We start from the raw sequence: 19,146 nt of genomic DNA, 5'->3' as shown, positions 1-19,146 counted from the left end.
GTCCCGGAGGCCTCGGCCCTCCCTCGGGTGGGGCCGCCGGCCGTCCAGGCGACGTGGACCTTACGGGCACTCCCTGGCCATGCAGGCAAGTGTGCGCGCCCCCCCACCAGGTCCCCCTGGATTGCCGCCTCCACCTCCCGCCCAGCCGCGTCTCTGCGGCGGTGTTCACGCCGCTTTCCTCCGGTTTCCGCTCGGATTTGCTGGGCCCCGTGTACCGACAGTGGCACCCTTCACAAAGACTGCACGGAGCCGTCCTGGTGGGCCCCCGTTCTCCGTCTCCACGAAACCTCCACGATGCCATCATCGTGGGAGCGCACGCGCTGCCTGGTTCTGGTGCACAGTGGGGTCGACCTCTCAGAAGGAAATATCCATGGCTCATCCCAACCTTCCCAGGCACATCGCGATCATCCTCGATGGAAATGGCCGCTGGGCGACCACCCGCGAGTTTCCACGCACGAGGGGTCACGAGGAGGGCCTGAAGGCGGTGCGCCTCTCGGTGCGCGCGTGCAGGGAGCGGGGCATCCAGAACCTCACCCTCTACGCCTTCAGCGTCGCCAACTGGTCGCGCCCCAAGGAAGAAATTGACGGCCTGATGCGCGTCTGCCTGGAGTTCGCGCAGACCGAGGTCGAGGAGTGCGTCCGCCGCGGCGTCGCCGTGCAGGTCATCGGCGACCTCGACGACCTGCCCACTCCCACCCGCCGCGCCGTGGAGCAGATGGTCGAGGCGACCCGTGATGGCAAGGCCATGACCCTCGCCCTTGCCCTCAGCTATGGCGGCCGCCGCGACATGGTGAACGCGATGCGCGCCCTCGCCGCGCGCGCCCAGGCGGGCCTTGTCATCCCCGAGGAGATCAACGAAGCCTCCCTGCGCGGCTTCCTCACCACGAGCGAGCTGCCCGACCCCGATCTCATCATCCGCACGGGCGGCGAGAAGCGCCTCAGCGACTTCCTCCTCTTCGAGTCTGCCTACGCCGAGCTGTTCTTCTCCGACGTCCTCTGGCCCGACTTCGACGAGCCGGTGCTCGACCAGGCCCTCGCTGCCTTCAGCCGCCGCCAGCGCCGCTATGGCCGCACCGGCGACCAGGTCACCCGCGCCGCCCTGCCTTGACGAGCTGACCGGGAAAGCTGCTGCGCGCCCCGCGTCGTCGGTCTGCCTCCCTCGAAATCCAAGAGGATCCCTCGGTCGGCCTTCCTGGCCGCGGGTCGCTCGCGACGCTTTCCCGGTCATCTCGTGAACCCCGGCTCATCGCCCTGTCCACGCGCTTGTCGCACCACCTGTCCTCTCGATTCTGGCGCCGTCTTGCGGTACGAGGGGGCCCTCGTGCTCACGCGCCCGTAGCTCAGCTGGATAGAGCAGCGGCCTTCTAAGCCGCGGGTCGCAGGTTCGAATCCTGCCGGGCGTGCCATCAACCGCGAAGGGGAGGGGAGGGGAAGCACCGCACCGTGGCCAAGCCGAAGCTCTGTCCCTGCACCTCCGGCCGCGCCTACCGCGACTGCTGCGCCTCCTACCATGCCGGGGCCGAGCCGCCGGATCCCAGCACCCTCGTCCGCACCCGCTACGCCGCCTTCGCCCTCAAGGATGCCGCGTACCTCCTCCGCACCCTCGACGCGCAGCACGAGGACCGCGCCGAGGGCCCTGCCGCCTACGCGCGCGCCTTGCAGGGCAACCAGCTCCGCTACATGGGCCTCACCCTCCTCGACGCCTCGGTGCCTGACGACGCTGCCGGCACCGCGCAGGTCCTCTTCCTCGCCAAGCTCTTCGAGCGCGGCCGCGACGTCTCCTTCGTCGAGCTCTCCGACTTCCGCCACGACGGCACCGGCTGGCGCTATGCCTCGGGCTCCCTCGTCGGCGCGCGCGAGCTTCCGGCCGACGGCGCGGGCCTCACCATCGCCACGTTCCCCAGGCGCGCCTGAGCACCACGTCCTGATCGGCAACGCTGCTGCGTGCAGCTTCCAGCGTCTGTGTCTGAGGGGAGGGGAGGAGAGTCGTCAGCGAGGCGTGCGGGTCACGCGCCCCTCACGTCCGTGTTCGCCCCCGCTGCTCCCTGGCGAGGCGCCCTGGAGAGCATCGGGGGTAGCGACCATCGGGAGCGTAGGGGCCCAGAGGCCCCTGATTCGCCGTACGCAGTACTATGGGCCCAGAGGCCCCTGATTCGCCGTACGCAGTACTAGGGGCTCAGAGGCCCCTGATTCGCCGTACGCAGTACTAGGGGCCGCGAGGCCCCTGATTCGCCGTACGCAGTACCGCAGTACCTCAGGAGGCCTTGGCGGAGGTGTTGCTCTTCAGCCACTGCTCCAGTTCGTCGGCGCCGCCGAGGTGCTTGCCGTCGACGAACACCTGGGGGGTCGTGTGGGCGCCGGGGAGGGCGCGCAGGATGCGGGGGGAGCTGGGCAGCTCGGCGTAGGTCAGGTGGTTCTCCTCGAGCAGGCGCTTGGCGCGGGCGCAGTGGCTGCAGCCTGGCTTCGTGAAGAGCAGCACGTCGTGCTGCTGCTGGCCGCCGATGTACTTGTACATCGTGTCGGCGTCGGAGACCTCGTAGGGGTCGCCTTCCACCTCGGGCTCGATGAACTGCTTCTCGATCACCCCGTCGCGGACCAGCATCGAGTAGCGCCAGGAGCGCTTCCCGAAGCCGAGGTTTGCCTTGTCCACGAGCATGCCCATGGCGTCGGAGAACACCCCGTTGCCGTCGGGCACGAAGGTGATGTGGTCGGCCTTCTGGTCTTGCTTCCAGGCGTCCATCACGAACGAATCGTTCACGGACACGCACACGATCTCGTCCACGCCCTTGGCCTTGAAGCCGGGGAACAGCTCGTTGTAGCGGGGCACGTGGGCCGTCGAGCAGGTGGGGGTGAAGGCGCCGGGCAGGGCGAAGACCACCACGGTCTTCCCGCCGAACAGCTCCTTCGTGGTGATGTCTTTCCACTGGCCGTCCTGACGAACGCGCAGGGTCACGTCGGGGACGCGCTGACCTTCTCGAGAGGTGAACATGACAGGCTCCTTTTCTGGGCGGTCCTTATATCGATGGAACAGCCGCTTTGCCACCGCTCCGCGGCGTGCATGTGCGCCTCGGGGCCCTGCCGGGCGTGGGCCCGTTCAGGTTGAGCGGCTTCTGGACGGATCCGGCTCCTGACGGGAGCGAGGCACCGCTGCAGAGGACCTGAAACATGGACATGCAGGCCGAGAAATCAAGGGACGGACGGGGAAGGGAAGGACAGCGCGCGCTTATCATCCCGATAAGATTCCCTGATGGCGGAGAGGCAGCGGCGCGGCTCTGCGGGGAATGTGCGTGCGGACCCTGGTATGCTCCGGGCATGCGCACTCTTGCCGGAAGGTCTCTCCTCGCGGTTGGCCTGGCGCTCCTCGCGGGCGTCGTGGCTTCTGCGGCCTCCTGCACCCTCGACGTGATGGGCACCGGGCCCGATGGCGCCACGGTGGGCGAGGGGGGCGCAGGGGGCGACGGCAGCGCGGGTGGGGGCGGACAGGGAAGCGCTGGCGAGGGCGGAGCGGGGGGCTCGATCGAGGTGCCCGTCGATCCTGTCTGCGGCAACGGCGTGATCGAGGCCCCGGAGACCTGCGACGACGGCAACGAGATCGAGAATGACGGCTGCACCCAGTGTGTGATGGACGACCGTTTCACCTGCGAGAACCAGCCCAGTGAGTGCGTCCCCATCACGCCCATCATCGCGGGCTTGACGGGCCTCGACATCGGCATCCCGGACAACGAGAGCTACAACGGCAGCCCCGACTCGATGGCCTGCATCACCCTCCCGGTCACGGCGGCCGAAGCGCTCCGCGTCCAGCGCGTCGAGCTGCTGGTGGGCATCGAGCACGACTGGGTGGGGGACCTGGTGATCAAGGTCGTCAACCCCGAGGGCGAGGTCACCACCGTCATGAACCGGCCGGTCATGGACGAACCCGTCGACGCGGCCACGGAGCCGAACGGAGCCAATGCGAACATCCGGAAGTCGAACCCCGTCCGCTTCGCCGATGATGCTGCCGCCTCCGCGGAGGACATGGGCGAAAACCTCAGTACAGGGCAGGCGGTCTGCAGGGACGGGGGGAGCCCGTGCACCTACAAGCCCGCGCCGGGCAAGGGACCCGGGGACGGCTTCGCGACGTTCAAGGACAGGGTCACGGCAGGGGACTGGAAGGTGTGCGTGGCCGACGGCAACAGCAACTACAGCGGCGAGCTCGATCAGGCCGAGATCTCTCTCTGGGCCCGGTGAAGTGAGCCGCTTGCCGTCGCGCGCTCCCTGATACGCTGGCGGGATGCGCACCCCTGCCCGACGGTTCATCGCCGCTGCCGGTCTCGCGCTCCTCGGCGGTGTCACGGCCTCTGCGGCGTCCTGCACCCTCGACGTGATGGGCACAGCGCTCACCGATGAGGATGGCGGTGACACGACGGGTGAGGGCGGTGGCGGCGGTCAGGGGCACGCGGGTGGCGGCGGCGCGACCCACACGGGGGGCAGTGGCGGTGAGGGCGGCGCCGGCGGCGCTCTGGCGATCTGTGGCGACGGTGTCCTCGGTGGCGGCGAGAGCTGCGAGGACGGCAACGAGGATGACGGCGATGGGTGCACCGACTGCGTGGTGGACGAGGGCTTCTCGTGCAGCGCTCCGCCCAGCATTTGCACGCCGGTCCCGCCGATCATCGTGGTGGCGGGACCGGATCTGGACCGCGACATCCAGGACAACGAGAGCTACGACGGCACCCTGGCCTCGATGACCTGCGTGCCGCTCGCGGTCGCGGCGTCGCCCGAGGTGCTCGTGCGCCGCGTCGAGCTCGAGGTCGGGATCGACCACAACAAGCTCGGCGATCTGGTGATCAAGCTGATCAGCCCCTCCGGTCAGGAGACGACCGTGATGAGCCGACCCGGGGTGGACGACCCGGTGGACGCAGCTTTCGACTCGAACGAGGCTGACGACTCGAACCTCAAGCGTGGATTTCCTGTTCGCTTCGCCGAGAGCGCGACAGTGTCCGCAGAGGAGATGGGCGCGGACCTCGGCGTCGCCCAGGTGGTGTGTGAAGACGACCAGCTCTGCAGCTTCAAGCCAGCGCCGGAGAGTGGGGAACCGTTCTCGTCGCTCCTCGACGATCCTGCCGCGGGGACCTGGCAGGTGTGCGTGGCCGACGGCGAGAGTGGCAACAGCGGCGACCTGGAACTGGTGACGCTCTCCGTCTGGGCCTGGTGAGCGCCGCGCCCTCGCGCCTCCCTCCCGCCCCTGTCCTCTCGCCCTGACGGCGTCCTCCGGGCCCCTTTTCCCCCTGCGCCAGCCCGGAACTCCCTTCGTTGGACGCCGACCGGTCTTGTTCCAGTCCGGAACCACGCCGGTCGGCCTCCGACCACCGGCGTTGTTCCCCGGGAACTGCCTTGGTCGGGGAGCGCCGACCGGCGTTGTTCCGCCGCTGCACGGCCTAGGGCAGACCGACCGGCCTTGTTCCAGCCCGGAACAGCCTTGGTCGGTGACCCGCGGCCCCGGTCCCGCTCCGGAACAACCTTGGTCGGCCTCCGACTTACCAAGGTTGTTCCCAGGAACAACCTTGGTCGGCCTCCGACTTACCAAGGTTGTTCCCGGGAACAGGACCGGTCGGCCTCCGACTTACCAAGGTTGTTCCCGGGAACAGGACCGGTCGGTCTCCGACCGGCGCACTCCCGCCCTGGAACAAGACCGGTCGGCCTCCGACGGAGCTTGTTCCCGCCCTGCGCCGGGCCTGAAGGTGTCCGGAAAGGAAGATCGCGCGGCTGCACCCGGCGCGCAGGTGCCCAGCAGCAACGCACCCGGCGCCGCACACCGGATGAGGGAGACCCACATCCCCACATCCTCACGCCCCGAACTGCATTGGCGCCGCAAACTTCCGCTTCACGACCGGAAGAGGTCTGCCTAGGTTGTGCCTCGGTTGGAACAATCAACCGGCAGGGGGCGTTCTCCTGCCACACCGGAAAGGCTGGAGGTTTTCCCATGGCCCTCAAGACGCTCAAGGCGCGCTCGGCGATGCTCTCTCTTTTACCGCACCCGACGTTCACCCTTTGCCAGCTCCGCAACCATCCCCTCGGGGCGCCGCACGTGGCGCAGTTCGCGGCGATCAAGGAGCAGGGCAGGGCGGTGCTCGCGGCGGAGCTGCAGCACATGGAGGACATGACCGAGACGCGCGCGCAGGTCGTGGCGATCGACGAACGGCTCGACGCCTTCGCGGCGCGGCTCTCGAAGCTCCTCCACTCCATCGGTGGCGAGAGCTGGAAGAGCGCGCTCCAAGGGCACTACTTCGAGAAGCCCCTGCACGCGCTGACCCGCCCCGTGCTGGGCAAGCAGCTCGTGCAGATGCGCAAGTGGCAGCTCTCGCTCGCGACGAGCGCTTACCCGGCGCTCGTCGCGCTCGCGCCCGAACTTGATGTGTTGCTCACCGAGGCCCACGCGGCGGCGACGGCGTGGCAGGGCGCGAAGCAGCTCAACCGGGAGTTCCGCGACGTGGGCGCGCGACGGCGGTGGATCGATCGGTTGAACGGCGCCCGCAAGGAGGTCCACGGGGCGCTCGCGCGCCTGCCCCACGAGATGCCGCACCTGCCTGCCGACTTCGCGGATCGGTTCTTCCTCACCGAGGAGGAGAGCGGCGCGGACGACGACGAGGACGACTCGGTGGAGGACCTGCAGGCGGAGCTTGCGGCGGCGCAGGAGGCGGTGGTGGAGGTGGAGCGCCGCCTCGCCGAGGCCGTGACCGCGGAGGCGGCGGCGCAGGCGGAGGCCGAGGCGCGCGCGGCGAAGGAGGCGGAGCTCGTGGAGATGGAGCGGATGGCTCAGGAGCTCGCGCGCAAGCAGGAGGCGCTGCGCAAGCAGCTCAAGGGGCCGCTGGGGCCAGGGGCTCGCAGGCCGCGATGAGGTCGCCCTTCAGCGCGGAGGGATCGGCGGCGTCGAGGTAGAGGCCAGAGAGGACGGTGCTTCCGGTGTTGCCGTTCGCCTCGCGCCGGAGGCACCAGATCTGGATGTCGGCCGCCACGTCGCCGCTGCCGTTGAAATCGAGGGGACCCGAGGCGCCGGTCAGGTCGATCTGCTCCCCGTTGCCGAGCCTCGCGACGGTGTCGGGGATCGCGGCGATGCCCGCGTTGACCGGGGTGAAGGGCGTGTTGTTCTCGGGGGGGATGAGCCTCGGGAAGCCCTGGGAGAGGCGGAGCCCCGTGACGGGGGTCTCGGCGGGGATGGTGGCCGCGGAGTATGCGAGCACGTAGAGCGCGTCGTAGGCCTCGGCGGAGCCGAAGAGTTCGGCGTCGGTCGCGGAGTAGCCCGCGTCCTTGTACCGCGTGGTGAAGGCCTGGAAGACCGGGTTCGAGCGGGCCCGGCCCGGCGTGGTGCCGGAGACCCGCTTGCGGAGCGGATCCAGGTTGCCGATGCTTTCCGACAGGCGATCGCCGACCACGCCGTCCGTCATCACGTAGAAGGGCCGGGAGGTGTGCGGTGTCCCGGCGTCTTCGTAGGCATTCTCGAGAGGGCCGAAGAGGTAGTCCACGGCCTCCGAGTAGCCGGCCATCACGACGATGTGCGGGTTGAGGGCGCGGATCTCGTTGATCACCGCGCTGCGATCCGAGGTGTCGTCGGACGCGCCGTAGTCGATGCGGACGTAGTTGCCCGCGTTCTGGGGCTGGGTGGGGCGGTAGCCGTTCAGGAGCAGCTCGCCTTCGAGCGCGATGCCGAGGTCCTTCCCGTAGGCGTCGCTGTGGTGGAGGATCGCCACCCGGAGCGGGGTCTGGTCGACCCAGGTCGCGAGGTCCCCCTCGACGTACCGCGCGATGGCCTGGGCCTGGTAGGTGTCGGGGGGCGCGGTGCGCCAGACGAGGGTCTGGTCGACGAGGTTGCTGAGGGCGACCGCCGTCGCCGAGGGCGAGATGAGGAGCGTGCCGGCCTCGACGGTCCGGGTCGCGATGTCCAGGGTGATGCCGCTGAACGCCGCCCCGATGATGGCGGGGCTGCCTACCGAGAGGAGGTGGTCGGTCGACGCGAGCGCGACGTTCGAGTCGCTCGCGTCGTCGCATCCGACGAGGACCATGGGGCGGGCGCCGGGCGCCGCGGCCTCGCGGAAGTCGTTGACGGCGACGAGGGCGGCGTTCTCGATGGGGATGCCGATGCCGCTGTCGTCGCCGCTGATGGGGCCGATGGAGCCGATGATGATGGCGTCGTTGGTCGCCGGGGTGCCCGCCAGGGGCCTGCACTGGGTCTCGTTGAGGACGAGGCTCTTGCAGGCGCGGGCGTCGCCTCCCGCGGGGGCACAGACGTAGTCGGCGCCGTACCGGTTGACGCAGTCCGAGTTGGAGGCGCAGCCGAGTTCGGCGAGCGAGACGCAGATCTTCTCCGAGGAGCAGATGGCGCCCTCGAAGGCCGCGCAGTCGCCGTTGTTCTCGCACTGCTCCGTGCCATTCTCGACGATGAGCGAGCACCCGGAGCCACCGAGCACCAGGCCGAGCGCCACCGCGGCCACCCCGAGCATCCTGCCGAACGTACGGAGGGAGGGGGCCACCCGGGCAGGCCGGGCGCGGGTCGGCGAGGGAGGCGAGGGGCGCGAGGGGCGCGAGGGAGGCGAGGGACTGAAAGATCGGGCTGGGCTCTGCGGTGCGGCGGCGATGGTCGTCATAAAAGGCACGGTTTCGGGCATCTTACTCGGAACCGGGGGTGCGGGACAGGCGTTCGCCCTGCACGACCTTGCGCAGAGCGTCAGGGGTGGTCAGCCAGTGTGTGGGTGCGCCTGACACCAGATCCTCGCGGGTGAAGGGGCCCCAGAGGGCGGCGCCGGTGTCGACGGCTGCGGCCCGCCCCGCGTGGAGATCGTGGAGGCTGTCGCCCACGAAGAGGGCGTCGTCCGGGGTGACGCCGAGCAGGGCGAGGGCCTTGTCGACGGGCTCGCGGTGGGGTTTGGGGTGGGTCACCTCGTCGCCGCAGATCATCACGGGGAAGGCGGCGTCGAGGCCGGTGGCCCTGAGGCCCATCTCCGCGAAGCGGCGGCTCTTGCTGGTGACCACGCCGAGGCGGATGCCCTGCGCCCGGAAGGCGTCGAGGGCCTCGGGGATGCCGGGGAAGGCGCGGATCATCCGGTCGTGGTGCTCCAGGTTGTGGGCGCGGTAGATGGCCAGCATGGCCTCGGTGGTGGCCGCGTCCGGGGCCCAGGTGGACATGATCTTGGCGAGGGGCGTGCCGATGCCGCGCAAGAGTTCGGCCTCCTCGCGCGGGGGCATGCCGAAGGCGGCGAGGGTGTGGTGGAAGCTGTCGAGGATGAGGCGGATCGAGTCGATCAGGGTGCCGTCGAGGTCGAAGAGGACAGTCCCGTAGGCGCGCATCCGGGGTGCGTAGCCCGCGAAACGGGCGGGGTCGAGGGGGAGAAGGCTGTTCCCCCTGGGGCGCACGCGCGGGTATAACCCGAGGTCATGAGCGATGCTTCGGTTCCCGAGCAGGTGTACGAGGCGGCCGCGGACCGGACGCTCCGGGAGCTGCAGGATCGGATCATGGACCTCACCGACGGGCCCGAGTCGGATCTCGAAGGCGGGATCCTCACCATCGAGTTCGAGGACGGCGTGAAGTTCGTGATCAACAGCCACCGGGCGGCGCGGCAGATCTGGATGGCCGCGGACAGGTCGGCCTGGCACTTCGACTACCGCCACGGCGAGGAGCGCTGGGTGGCCCCGAAGACCGGCGAGGAGCTGTGGAGCGCGGTGGACGCGGTGCTCTCGCGCAAGCTCGGGCGGCCCATCCATCTGGCGCGGTGACCATGCGTCGGCCGGGGCGGGGGCGGTGGACGTGGTGCGCGGCGCTGGCTGCGGCGCTGGCCTCCATCCCGGCGCTCCCGGCGGGGGAGGCTGCGGCGTTCTGCAGGACGACCACCTGCAAGGGGCAGGATGCCTGCAACGGCGAGGAGATCGCCGGGTGCACGCCGCTCGCGTGGAAGCGGACGTGCATCGGGTTCGCGCTGCAGGAGGACGCCTCGGAGAAGGTGCCGCTGGAGGACGCGCGCGCCTCGCTCTCCGACGCGTTCTACATCTGGCAGTCGGCCGACTGCGGAGGGGCGCCGCCGGGGCTCGCCATCCAGGACATGGGGACGGTGACCTGCGGCGAGGTCGAGTACAACTCGGAGGCGGGCAACGCGAACCTGATGGTGTTTCGCGACGGCGTGTGGCCCCACGAGGGAGGGCAGCACAACATCGCGCTCACCACGGTCAGCTACGATCCCAACACGGGAGAGCTGTACAACGCTGACATCGAGGTCAACACCGCGGGGTACGATTTCTCCGGCGAGTTCAGCTACGACCTGACCTGGGTGCTCACCCACGAGACGGGGCACTTCCTCGGCCTCGGCCACTCCGAGCCGCCCGCGATCATGCAACCGTCGTACGACCCGTCGCAGGTGGGCGGGCCGGATCTCTCGCCCGACGACGTGGCGGGCATCTGCGCGGCGTACCCGCCGGCCGATCTGGATCCGGGGCGCTGCAACCCCATCCCGAGGCACGGGTTCGCGCCGCTCTGCGGGGACGCGCAGACGCCCGGGTGCAGCGTCGCGCCGGGAGAGCAGCGCGGGTCAGGCAGTGGCCAGGCGGTGCGCGCGGTGATCGCCGGCGCGCTCGCGGTGGTGGCCGCGGTGGTGGCGCGGGCCGTGCGACGAGCCCGAACCTGAACGCCGCAGCGCGCGCCGTTGTCCGAGGCGACGGACGTCAGGGCCGAAGCGGCACTACGTGCTGGAGGGCGCAGGTGGATCGCGGGGAGTGGGGCCCCGACGGGACTCACTCCCGGCGGGGCGAGGGGGCGCGAGTCCCCTCGTGGAGACTAAAGCCCGAAGCGGATGCCGGCGCGGGTGAGGATGCCGGTCAGCGAGGCGCCGACGGTGAGGTCGATGGCGAAGGCGTTGCTCGGGTGGATGGCGAGGCCGATCTCCGGCAGGGCGAGGTAGGGGAAGAGGGTGGGGCGGTAGCCGCCGGCGAACCAGCTCGGCTCGACGTAGCCGAAGTAGTGGTCGGCGTCGTGATCGAGCTGGTTGCAGTGCAGGAAGGTGCCGGGAGGATCGTTGGGGCCGCGGCACTTGCGCCACCGGTAGGGGTCGTTCTCGGCGCCGGGCTCGGGGTAGGCCTGGGTGCGGTAGAGATCGCCGAGGAAGCTCCAGCCGATGCCGAGGCCGGCGCCGACGCGGACGTGGAAGGTGCCGCGCGCGTCGAGGGGGATGTCCCACGCGACGTGGACGGTGGCGAGGAGGGCCTGCAGATCGCTCTCCAGGATCTCGTAGTCGGTGTCGGGCGCGCCGGTGGGCTTGAACGGGGTCTCGCCGAGGCCGAAGCTCGCGTAGGCGGCGGCGACGGTGATCTCGGGGCCGGAGGTGGGGATGGTGAGCGCGAGGTTGCCGCCCGGCACGAGCATGGTGCGGCCGCCGTCGCCGAAGAAGCCGAACATGAAGGTGGGGATCACGAAGCCCTGGTAGCCGCCGCCGAGCCAGAGGGAGGGCGGGCCGCTCGGCGCGCGGGTGCGGCCGGCGGAGGCGCTGGGGGTGGGCTTCGGCGCGGGCGGGGGGAGGCGGACGAGGCGGATCTGGACGATGCGCTGCTCGCCCTCGCGCAAGGTGAGGTCCGCGCTCTGCTCGTCGAACCCCTTGGCGCGCGCGAGCACGGTGATCTTGCGGTCCGGGGGGATCTGGACGGGCTGGGTGGAGTCGCGGACGAGGCGGCCGTCGACCTCGATCTCCAGCTCCTCGTAGCGCTCCGCGATGGCGAAGGTGACGGTGGGGATCCGCTTGTCGATGGCGGCCGCCTTCTTCTTGGCCTGGCGGAGGGCCGCGTTGTCCCACCAGGGATACTTGCGCCCCGGCGTCTCGCTGGCGAGCGCGTGATACAGCTCACTCGCCCGGAGCAGATCCCCGAGCTTGGCGTGGCAGTCTGCGAGCACGAGCGCAGCGCTGGGGCGGTGACGGATTCCTTCGGACTCCTCCAGGAGAGGGACTGCCTGGACACAATCTCCCCGCTTGGCGAGCGCGATGCCCCGGCCGGCCTGTGCGTCCCCGGGGGCCGCCAAGGCGGAGCCGCCGAAGGCGAGAAACCAGGCCAACGCGGCGAAAACGGCGAGGAAGGAACGCAGGGTGGCTCATCCTAGCGCACGCGCTGGCCAGGGTGGGCGCCGCGGAGATGCTCTGGCACGGGGGGGCGCGCGGCCAGAAACGCCCGGCGAGATGCCCGGCGAGACGCCCGGCGAGGTGGGGGAGCGACGTGGGAACGGCGCGGGGTAGGGATGCGGGGGCAGGAGGTCAAGGGTGCGGGGCCAGGGGGTGCGGAGGAATGCGTGCGGGGAGGCACCGATCGGAAAAGGTCCCACCACGTCGATTTTCCTCCTTCGACGCTGGGCTGTACCCCTTGTAAGCTCCCCCGGAATGGCTTCCGGCGCAGGTTTCGAAGGACCGCACGGCCTCGGTGAAGGCCCTAGGACGCAAGGCTCGGGCGGGATCATGTCCGCGGCCGTGCGACGCACACTCAAGGCGGGGGAGATCCCGAGCACGCTGGTCGAGTGCCAGCACGCAGCCGAATGCGCGGGGTGCCCGCACATCGCGCACGACTACGCGCTGCAGCTCGAGACCAAGCGCGCACGCGTCCGCAGCGCGGTCGCGCACTACCCCTCGCTGGAGCTGCTCTACACCCAGCCCGTGATCCCCGCGGACCCCATCGTGGGTTACCGGGGCCGGGCCAAGCTCATCGTCTCGCCGACGGGCGCGATTGGCCTTTACGGGCGGACCGGTCACCACGAGGTGATCGACATCCCCGGCTGCCGGGTGCTCGCGCCCGCGCTCGCCGTGGTGACGGCGCGCCTGCGCGAGCTCATCGCCGCGCCGCCTCCCGAGGTGAAGCCGCTGCTCCTGCCCTACGATCCGACCAAGGGCGGGGTGCTGCGCGCCATCGATCTGCGCGAGGTGCACCTGCCGCAGGCCTCGCCGCTCTACAAGGAGCTCGGCGCGACGGAGGAGGATCCGGCGTACGTGCTGATCACCTTCGTGCTGCAGCGCGAGCGCGCGGTGACGCGCGAGGAGCTGCGCGAGGCGGGGCGCGCGATCCGGCCGCTCCTGCCCCGGGTGCTCGGGGTGGCCGCGAATTTCCACGACGCGGAGGCGCCGCAGATCCTCGGGCCGGAGACGATCCTGCTCGACGGCGTGTCGCACGTGCCCGACCAGATCGGGCCGACGTACCACATCGCGGCGTTCGGCTCGTTCGTGCAGGCGCACCGGCAGCAGGCGGCGCGGGTGCACGCGATCCTGCTCCGCGAGATCACCTCGCTCGAGCGCGAGGCGCCCACCTCCGACGGGAGCGAGGGCGAGCCGGGGCCGATCTCCATCACCGAGCGCAAGCCGATGCGGCTGCTCGATCTGTACGGCGGCTCGGGGGCCATCGCGCTGGCGCTCGCGCACGGCGGGCACCGGGTGCTCAGCGTGGAGTCGTTCGCGCCGGCGGCGGCGAACGCGCGCACGGCCGCGGAGGCGCAGGGCCTCGCGGGGCTGATGGAGGTGCGGACCGGGGACGTGTCCGAGGTGGTGGCGCAGCTCGCCGCCGCCGGGGAGCGCTTCCACGCGGTGGTGCTGAACCCGCCGCGGCGCGGGATCTCGCCGACGGCGCGCGAGGCGATCGCGCGGCTGGCGGCGCCGCTGATGATCTACGTCTCGTGCGATCCGGACACGCTGGCGCGCGATCTCGATCACCTGACCCGGCTCGGGTACAGCTCGACGGAGCTGACGCCGCTCGACATGATCCCCCTCACCGAGGAGGTGGAGACCATCGTCGCGCTCCGGCGCACGCCGTCACCGCAGCCGCGGGTGATCTACGACGACGACGGGGTGCTGGTGGTCGAGAAGGGCCCGCACGAGCCGGTGGGGCCGCAGCAGGAGTACCTGGGCTCCTTGCTGGCGCGCTGCGGGCGCATCCCGGGGGTGGCCGAGGTGCCCCACGTGGTGCACGCGCTCGACCCCGGCACGAGCGGCCTGTGCATGCTGGCCCGCGACGAGGAGGCGCTGGCGCGCTGGGGCGAGGCCCTGGCGACCACGGGGCGGCTCATCTACGTGGCGGCCGCGAAGGGCGTGACGCCCGGCAAGGGCGCGATCACCCGCGACCTGCGCGAGGGCAACCGGGTGTACTCGGCGCGCACGCGCTACCGCAGGCTGGCGGTGGCGTCGGGGCACTCCATCCTCCGCGTCATCCCCGACGGCGGCAGGACGCACCAGATCCGGCGGCACCTCGCGGCGATCGGGCACCCGGTGCTCGGCGACGAGCGGTACGGGCACGTGCCGACGAACCGTTACTTCGAGGAGAAGCACGGGCTCGACAGGTCCTTCGTGCACCTCGTGCGCATCGAGATCACCCACCCGCGCACCGGGGTGAAGCTGATCATCGAGTCCACGCTCCCCGGCGATCTGCGCTCGGCGCTCCAGCGCTCGACGGGGCCGTCGGTGATCCGCTTCCTGGAACAGAAGCACGCGCTCGGCGAGAACCGGGTGAGCGCCGTGTCGCCAGTCCAGGACGAGCCGGTGCCGAGCAGCAGGTACTACATCCCCGAGGAAGGGGAGCCGGTCCCGCCGTCGATCCGGGTGCCCATGCCGATCTCGATCCGGGTGCCTGATCTCGACGATTCGCCGAGAACGCTCCGACACCCGATCGTCCCGACCGGTGACGACGACTGAGCCTTCGTTGCAACATCGATCTGGTACGCTCCCGCCCGTGTCCGCGCACACGGAAGAACGCCCCCGCATCCTGGTCGTGGATGACGAGAAGGTCATCCGCGACATGCTGGCGGACTTCCTGGGCATGGAGGGGTACGAGGTCCGCACGGCCGAGGACGGCGAGGCGGCGGTCAACGAACTGGAGAGGGGTCACTACGATCTCGTGATCAGCGACCTGAAGATGCCGCGCATGGGCGGCATCGCGCTGCTTGACGAGGTCGCCAAGACCTCGCCGAGCGCGCTGACGGTGATCATGACCGGCTTCGGGACGGTGGAGACCGCGATCGACGCAATGAAGCGGGGCGCGTACGACTACGTGCTCAAGCCCTTCAAGCTCGACGAGGTGATCCACGTCGTGCAGCGCGGGATCGAGAAGAAGCGGATGCAGGCGGAGAACCTGCGGCTGCGCGAGGCGCTCTCGCTCTACAAGGTGAGCGAGGCCATCGCGGCGAGCCTCTCGCTCGATCAGGTGCTGGAGACCGTCGCCGATAGCTGCCTCAACGAGATGAAGGTCGACCTGGTCTCCACCTGGCTCGACGGCGGCGAGGGGAGCCTGGTCGAGCGGCAGCACCTCCGCGCGAGCACGCTGCCCGAGGGCTCGGCGGTGGGGAAGCTGTCGAGCGCGGCGATCCTGGAGCACCTGCGCGCGGAGGCGTCCTTGCTGGAGCAGGGCGCGCGGGGCCTCAGGCTCTTCGAGGAGGCGCCGGACCTGGCGCTCTCGTCGCTGACCGCGGTGCCGCTCCGGGTGAAGAGCCGCGTCGTGGGCTTCATCGCGGTCGCCTCGTTCACGGCGTCGAAGCGCTTCGACGAGGGGCAGCGGAAGCTGCTCAGCATCATCGGCTCGCGCGCGGCGGCGGCGATCGAGAACGCGCGGCTCTACGAGGACCTGCAGGCGACCTTCCAGCAGACCATCGAGGGCCTGGCCAAGGCGATCGACAAGATGGACCGCTACACCGCGGGGCACTCCGACCGGGTGGCGGTCTACGCGGTGATGCTGGCGAAGCAGCTCGGGATGCCGCCGCACGAGGTGGAGATCGTGCGGCAGAGCGCGCTGATGCACGACATCGGCAAGATCGGCTGCGTGCTCAACCTGAACAAGCCAGGGAAGCTGACCAACGACGAGTACGAGGTGTTCAAGCGGCACCCGATCTACGGCCGCGACATCCTCGACCCCATCAAGTTCCTGCACCCGCTCATCCCCGGGGTGCACCTGCACCATGAGCGCTGGGACGGGCGGGGCTACCCGCTCCGCATGCGCGGCAATGAGATCCCGCTCATCGCCCGGATCATCGCCGTCGCCGACACCTACGACGCGATGACCAGCGACCGGTCCTACCGGCGCGCGCTGCCCCACGAGGTGGCCATCGCGGAGATCGAGCGCTGCTCCGGGAGCCAGTTCGACCCGGACCTCTCGGGATCGTTCACGGGCTTCATCGAGGAGTGGCGTGAGGACCAGCGGTCGCAGGGCCGCAAGGTGCCCGAGTGACCGAGGCTCCGGAACGGGCGGTGTCTCCGGAACGGGCGGCGCGGGTCGCGCGGGCAGTATGGCTCGGTCGTCGCCGCTACGGGGTGATGCACGCGCTGCAAGAGAAGCTCGTGGAGGCGCGCGCCAGCGAGCAGGTCGGCGACGTGATCCTGCTCCTGGAGCACGCGCCGGTGATCACCCTGGGGCGCAAGGCCGATCCGGACAACGTGCTGTTCTCCGCGGAGGCGCTCGCGGCGCGCGGGGTGGACCTGGAGGTGACCGCGCGCGGGGGCGACGTGACCTTCCACGGCCCCGGACAGCTCGTGGGCTACCCGATCCTGGACCTGAAGCCCGATCGCTGCGACGTGCGCCGCTACGTGCGTTCGCTCTCCGAGGTGATGATCCTCATCGCCCGCGAGCACGGCGTGGAGAGCGGCGTGGTCGACGGGATGATCGGGGTGTGGGCTGACCGGGAGAAGCCGGGGGAGTGGGCGGGGGCGCCGTGGTCGCACGAGCTGGCGAAGCTCGGGGCGATCGGGGTGCGGCTGTCGCGCTGGGTGACGATGCACGGCTTCGCGCTGAACGCGGAGGTGGATCTGAATGCGTTCCGGCTCATCGTGCCGTGCGGGATCCGCGATCACGGGGTGACGTCGCTGCGCGATCTGACCGGGAAGGCGCCCTCGGTGCGGGAGCTGGCCATGGCGAGCGCGCCGCACCTGGCGCGAGGGCTCGACTGGGAAGTCAGCCCGGTGGAAGACCTGTCCGAGGTGGCCGACCTGGAGAAGGCGCTGCTCGGCGCGTCGGCGCGCGCGCCGGATCCGACGCTCGACGCGCGGCCCTGACGCATCGCGGCGCGTCTTGCCGATCTTTCCGTGACGGATGAGCCATGGCACTCTTCCGTGGTGGGCAAGTCCAGTGCGCCGCCCCCTGATCTGGTGCTCGCAGAAGCGCTGCCCGACGGACGCTGTCCGCGCTGCGGCGGCGTGGGTGGGCCCCCCCGGCGGCGGTCCAATCCCTTCCTGCGGACGCGGTTGACCGAGCACGTCGTCTGCGTGGACTGCGGGCTGGATTTCCAGGGGCCTCTGCGCGACGGCAACGCCCCTTGGGGGAGCTGAGAGCCGATCTCCCCAGCGCGGACCGCGCAGGTGGGCCAGGCTCCAAGGGGCGTACGGGGAAGCGCTGCCAGAGGCGCCGGTAGCACCGTTTCCAGCGACTGTGCTACGGATACGCCGCATGAGCCTCGTCGCGGCATCCCTCCTCGGCCTGGGTATCGGCGCACGGCACGCGCTGGAGGCCGATCATCTGGCCGCCGTCTGCAATTTCGTGTCGCGCGGGGGCGGGGTGCTGGGCGCCGCAAAGACGGGTGCGCTCTGGGGGCTCGGGCACTCGCTGGTGATCGTGGTGGCCGGAGGCGCGCTGGTGGCGACGGGAGCCCACGTGCCCGAGTCGCTGGCGATGCTGCTCGACATGGCCGTGGCCGTGATGCTGGTGGGCCTGGGCGCGGCGACGCTGTTCGCCTACCAGCGGGCGCGCAAGGCAGCGGCGGCGGCGCGCGCGGCGCAAGGGGCACGCGAGGGACACGACGAGGACGAGAGGCACGAAGGACACGCGGGACACGCGGGACACGCGGGAGACGCAGCGCAGGAGGGACATCAGCCTCCGGGGCGGCGGCCGCTGGCCGTGGGGCTGGTGCACGGGGCGTCGGGTACGGCGGCGATCCCGCTGCTCGTGGCGACGACCATCCCGGGGCGCTCGGAAGCGCTGGTGTTCGTGGTGGTGTTCGGGATCGTGTCGCTGCTGGTGATGGCCGCCGTGGCCGCGCTGGTGGCGCTGCCGCTGCGGTCCATGGCGCGGCGCTCTCCCGAGCAGGTGCGCGTGCTCCAGGCGCTGGCCGGCGCGGCGTCGATCGCCGCCGGGCTGGTGGTGGCGTGGTCGACGCTGGGCCCCGAAGCATGAGATGAGGCACGGGGGCGAGGCGGGGAGGCGGGGAGGCGGCGACCAACCGGCAGAACGAGGGGCTGCACGTTGCGGCGCTTTTGCTCTCGGGGTGAGGTCGGGTAGAACCGGGCCCGGTGGTGAAGGCCGCTCTGCGCCGCGTTGCTTCGTTCGTGCCTGGCCGGCGTGCGCTCGGGGTGGGGGCGCTCGTGGTCGGGGTGCTGGGCGCCGGGATCGTTCTCGGGCCGAAGGGGATGGTGGGGATCGGGCGGGAGAAGGCTTCGTCGTGCCTCGCGGCGGTGGAGGCGCCGCGGGGAGCCGCGCTGCCGGCGTGCGGGGAGGAGATGCGGTGGTTCTCGTTGCCGTCGCGGCTGCCGTGGTCGTTCGAGGAAGGCAGCCTCCTCGGGGAGGAGCTGCAGGCGCGGGTGGCGCTCGCGGCGTACATGGACGCGGCGGTGGGGCGGCCGGATCGGGGGGCGCTCGATGAGGCGTCGGGGGGCCTGCAGAACGCGGAGCGGCTGGTGTCGGCAGGCTCGCAGCGGCTGCGCTTCGAGGAGCTGGGGACGACGGCGCCGGTGCCGAAGCTCGGTCGGGAGGCGATCCAGATCGGGGACCGGCGGACGCTGATGCAGCTCGGGGAGCAGTGGGGGGAGTGGCACGTGCGGGTGGCGGCGCTCCGGGCAGCGCTTCAGGAGGGGGATCTGACGCGCGCCGGAGCGCTCGCGGCGCGCTACGCGGAGTTCGATCCGCGCGACGAGGATCTGCGCGGGGCCGTGGCGTCGGTGCTGTGTCTCGGGGACGGGGCGAAGCGCGGGATGGAGATGCTCACGCTGACGCAGGGAGACCGGGCGGCGCGGCGGTACGCGGGGATGGCGCGCGACTGGGGCGACGTGCGGGCGCTGATGGTGGCGTGCGCGGCGCGGGCAGGGGTGGAGCCGCCGCCGCGGCCAGAGAAGGTGGAGGCGGGGGAAGACCACCGGGACGAGGTGCGGATCGCGCTGGCGCTGCGGCTGGCGGCGGGGAGGGGGGACGGGGGGA

16 protein-coding genes and 1 tRNA gene are annotated in these 19,146 nt (G+C 70.9%); 13 read left to right on the top strand and 4 right to left on the bottom strand.

The genetic code is table 11. From position 1 onward, the window contains the following. Window positions 1-370: 370 nt before the first annotated feature. The 3 genes from uppS to CAP_RS26065 all read left to right on the top strand — a co-directional run bounded on the left by uppS (window position 371) and on the right by CAP_RS26065 (window position 1,914). A complete protein-coding gene (gene uppS / locus CAP_RS26075; protein WP_044245854.1) occupies window positions 371-1,108 on the top strand; it encodes a polyprenyl diphosphate synthase in 738 nt (245 codons plus the stop codon). A 221-nt stretch (window positions 1,109-1,329) separates the two neighbouring features. Further along, window positions 1,330-1,406: transfer RNA gene (locus CAP_RS26070), tRNA-Arg, on the top strand. Between the two features lie 37 nt (window positions 1,407-1,443). Next, a complete protein-coding gene (locus CAP_RS26065; protein ID WP_044245853.1) occupies window positions 1,444-1,914 on the top strand; it encodes a YchJ family protein in 471 nt (156 codons plus the stop codon). 340 nt (window positions 1,915-2,254) lie between these two features. Here CAP_RS26065 and CAP_RS26060 read toward each other — a convergent pair whose 3' ends face one another. After that, the gene (locus tag CAP_RS26060; protein WP_044245852.1) at window positions 2,255-2,989 is read right to left on the bottom strand and encodes a glutathione peroxidase; all 735 of its coding nucleotides are present in this window, start codon (window positions 2,987-2,989) and stop codon (window positions 2,255-2,257) included. Between the two features lie 323 nt (window positions 2,990-3,312). On the opposite strand from CAP_RS26060, the gene CAP_RS45555 reads away from it, so the two are divergent. From CAP_RS45555 to CAP_RS26045, 3 genes are all read left to right on the top strand, one after another. Further along, window positions 3,313-4,227, top strand: a complete 915-nt coding sequence (locus tag CAP_RS45555; protein ID WP_052375956.1) for a DUF4215 domain-containing protein — start codon at window positions 3,313-3,315, stop codon at window positions 4,225-4,227. Between the two features lie 43 nt (window positions 4,228-4,270). Then, window positions 4,271-5,191: a proprotein convertase P-domain-containing protein gene (locus tag CAP_RS26050; protein WP_044245851.1), complete on the top strand. Its 921-nt coding sequence runs from the start codon at window positions 4,271-4,273 to the stop codon at window positions 5,189-5,191. 768 nt (window positions 5,192-5,959) lie between these two features. Next, entirely contained in the window at window positions 5,960-6,874 is a 915-nt protein-coding gene (locus tag CAP_RS26045) for a hypothetical protein (RefSeq protein WP_044245850.1), read from the top strand. Here CAP_RS26045 and CAP_RS26040 read toward each other — a convergent pair. Together CAP_RS26040 and CAP_RS26035 are read right to left on the bottom strand one after the other, a co-directional pair. Further along, entirely contained in the window at window positions 6,834-8,504 is a 1,671-nt protein-coding gene (locus CAP_RS26040; RefSeq protein WP_231511703.1) for an ABC transporter substrate-binding protein, read from the bottom strand. The genes CAP_RS26045 and CAP_RS26040 overlap by 41 nt on opposite strands. Before the next feature lie 136 nt (window positions 8,505-8,640). Then, on the bottom strand, window positions 8,641-9,318 hold the full coding sequence (locus CAP_RS26035) for an HAD family hydrolase (protein ID WP_052375955.1): 678 nt from the start codon (window positions 9,316-9,318) through the stop codon (window positions 8,641-8,643). An 87-nt stretch (window positions 9,319-9,405) separates the two neighbouring features. Between CAP_RS26035 and cyaY the strand changes: the two genes are divergently transcribed. Together cyaY and CAP_RS26025 are read left to right on the top strand one after the other, a co-directional pair. Continuing rightward, window positions 9,406-9,744: an iron donor protein CyaY gene (gene cyaY / locus CAP_RS26030; RefSeq protein WP_044245848.1), complete on the top strand. Its 339-nt coding sequence runs from the start codon at window positions 9,406-9,408 to the stop codon at window positions 9,742-9,744. Between the two features lie 2 nt (window positions 9,745-9,746). Next, window positions 9,747-10,646: a matrixin family metalloprotease gene (locus tag CAP_RS26025; protein ID WP_044245847.1), complete on the top strand. Its 900-nt coding sequence runs from the start codon at window positions 9,747-9,749 to the stop codon at window positions 10,644-10,646. Between the two features lie 149 nt (window positions 10,647-10,795). Here CAP_RS26025 and CAP_RS26020 read toward each other — a convergent pair whose 3' ends face one another. After that, the gene (locus tag CAP_RS26020) at window positions 10,796-12,061 is read right to left on the bottom strand and encodes a hypothetical protein (protein WP_156041149.1); all 1,266 of its coding nucleotides are present in this window, start codon (window positions 12,059-12,061) and stop codon (window positions 10,796-10,798) included. 406 nt (window positions 12,062-12,467) lie between these two features. Between CAP_RS26020 and CAP_RS26015 the strand changes: the two genes are divergently transcribed. The 5 genes from CAP_RS26015 to CAP_RS25995 all read left to right on the top strand — a co-directional run. Next, on the top strand, window positions 12,468-14,669 hold the full coding sequence (locus tag CAP_RS26015; RefSeq protein WP_231511702.1) for a pseudouridine synthase: 2,202 nt from the start codon (window positions 12,468-12,470) through the stop codon (window positions 14,667-14,669). Between the two features lie 37 nt (window positions 14,670-14,706). Continuing rightward, entirely contained in the window at window positions 14,707-16,194 is a 1,488-nt protein-coding gene (locus CAP_RS26010) for an HD domain-containing phosphohydrolase (RefSeq protein WP_044245844.1), read from the top strand. A gap of 20 nt (window positions 16,195-16,214) precedes the next feature. Then, complete coding sequence (gene lipB / locus CAP_RS26005) at window positions 16,215-17,015, top strand: lipoyl(octanoyl) transferase LipB (protein ID WP_231511701.1); 801 nt, start codon at window positions 16,215-16,217, stop codon at window positions 17,013-17,015. Window positions 17,016-17,406: 391 nt separating this feature from the next. Continuing rightward, window positions 17,407-18,129 carry a HoxN/HupN/NixA family nickel/cobalt transporter gene (locus CAP_RS26000; RefSeq protein ID WP_044245842.1) on the top strand — a complete coding sequence of 241 codons (723 nt, stop codon included), beginning with the start codon at window positions 17,407-17,409 and terminating at the stop codon, window positions 18,127-18,129. Window positions 18,130-18,245: 116 nt separating this feature from the next. Further along, window positions 18,246-19,146: hypothetical protein (locus CAP_RS25995; RefSeq protein WP_044245841.1), on the top strand; the 901-nt coding region annotated here is incomplete at its 3' end.

This window comes from Chondromyces apiculatus DSM 436, assembly GCF_000601485.1.
In the GTDB taxonomy this organism is placed as follows: Bacteria; Myxococcota_A; Polyangia; order Polyangiales; family Polyangiaceae; genus Chondromyces; species Chondromyces apiculatus.
Note: the sequence above shows the minus strand (reverse complement) of the source record. Positions and strands in the feature narration are given on the sequence as shown.

Coding starts and splice junctions, on each gene's coding strand:
- uppS (WP_044245854.1), top strand. CDS start 371: ATGGCTCATCCCAACCTTCCCAGGCACATCGCGATCATCCTCGATGGA.
- CAP_RS26060 (WP_044245852.1), bottom strand. CDS start 2,989: ATGTTCACCTCTCGAGAAGGTCAGCGCGTCCCCGACGTGACCCTGCGC.
- CAP_RS45555 (WP_052375956.1), top strand. CDS start 3,313: ATGCGCACTCTTGCCGGAAGGTCTCTCCTCGCGGTTGGCCTGGCGCTC.
- CAP_RS26050 (WP_044245851.1), top strand. CDS start 4,271: ATGCGCACCCCTGCCCGACGGTTCATCGCCGCTGCCGGTCTCGCGCTC.
- CAP_RS26045 (WP_044245850.1), top strand. CDS start 5,960: ATGGCCCTCAAGACGCTCAAGGCGCGCTCGGCGATGCTCTCTCTTTTA.
- CAP_RS26035 (WP_052375955.1), bottom strand. CDS start 9,318: ATGCGCGCCTACGGGACTGTCCTCTTCGACCTCGACGGCACCCTGATC.
- cyaY (WP_044245848.1), top strand. CDS start 9,406: ATGAGCGATGCTTCGGTTCCCGAGCAGGTGTACGAGGCGGCCGCGGAC.
- CAP_RS26025 (WP_044245847.1), top strand. CDS start 9,747: ATGCGTCGGCCGGGGCGGGGGCGGTGGACGTGGTGCGCGGCGCTGGCT.
- CAP_RS26000 (WP_044245842.1), top strand. CDS start 17,407: ATGAGCCTCGTCGCGGCATCCCTCCTCGGCCTGGGTATCGGCGCACGG.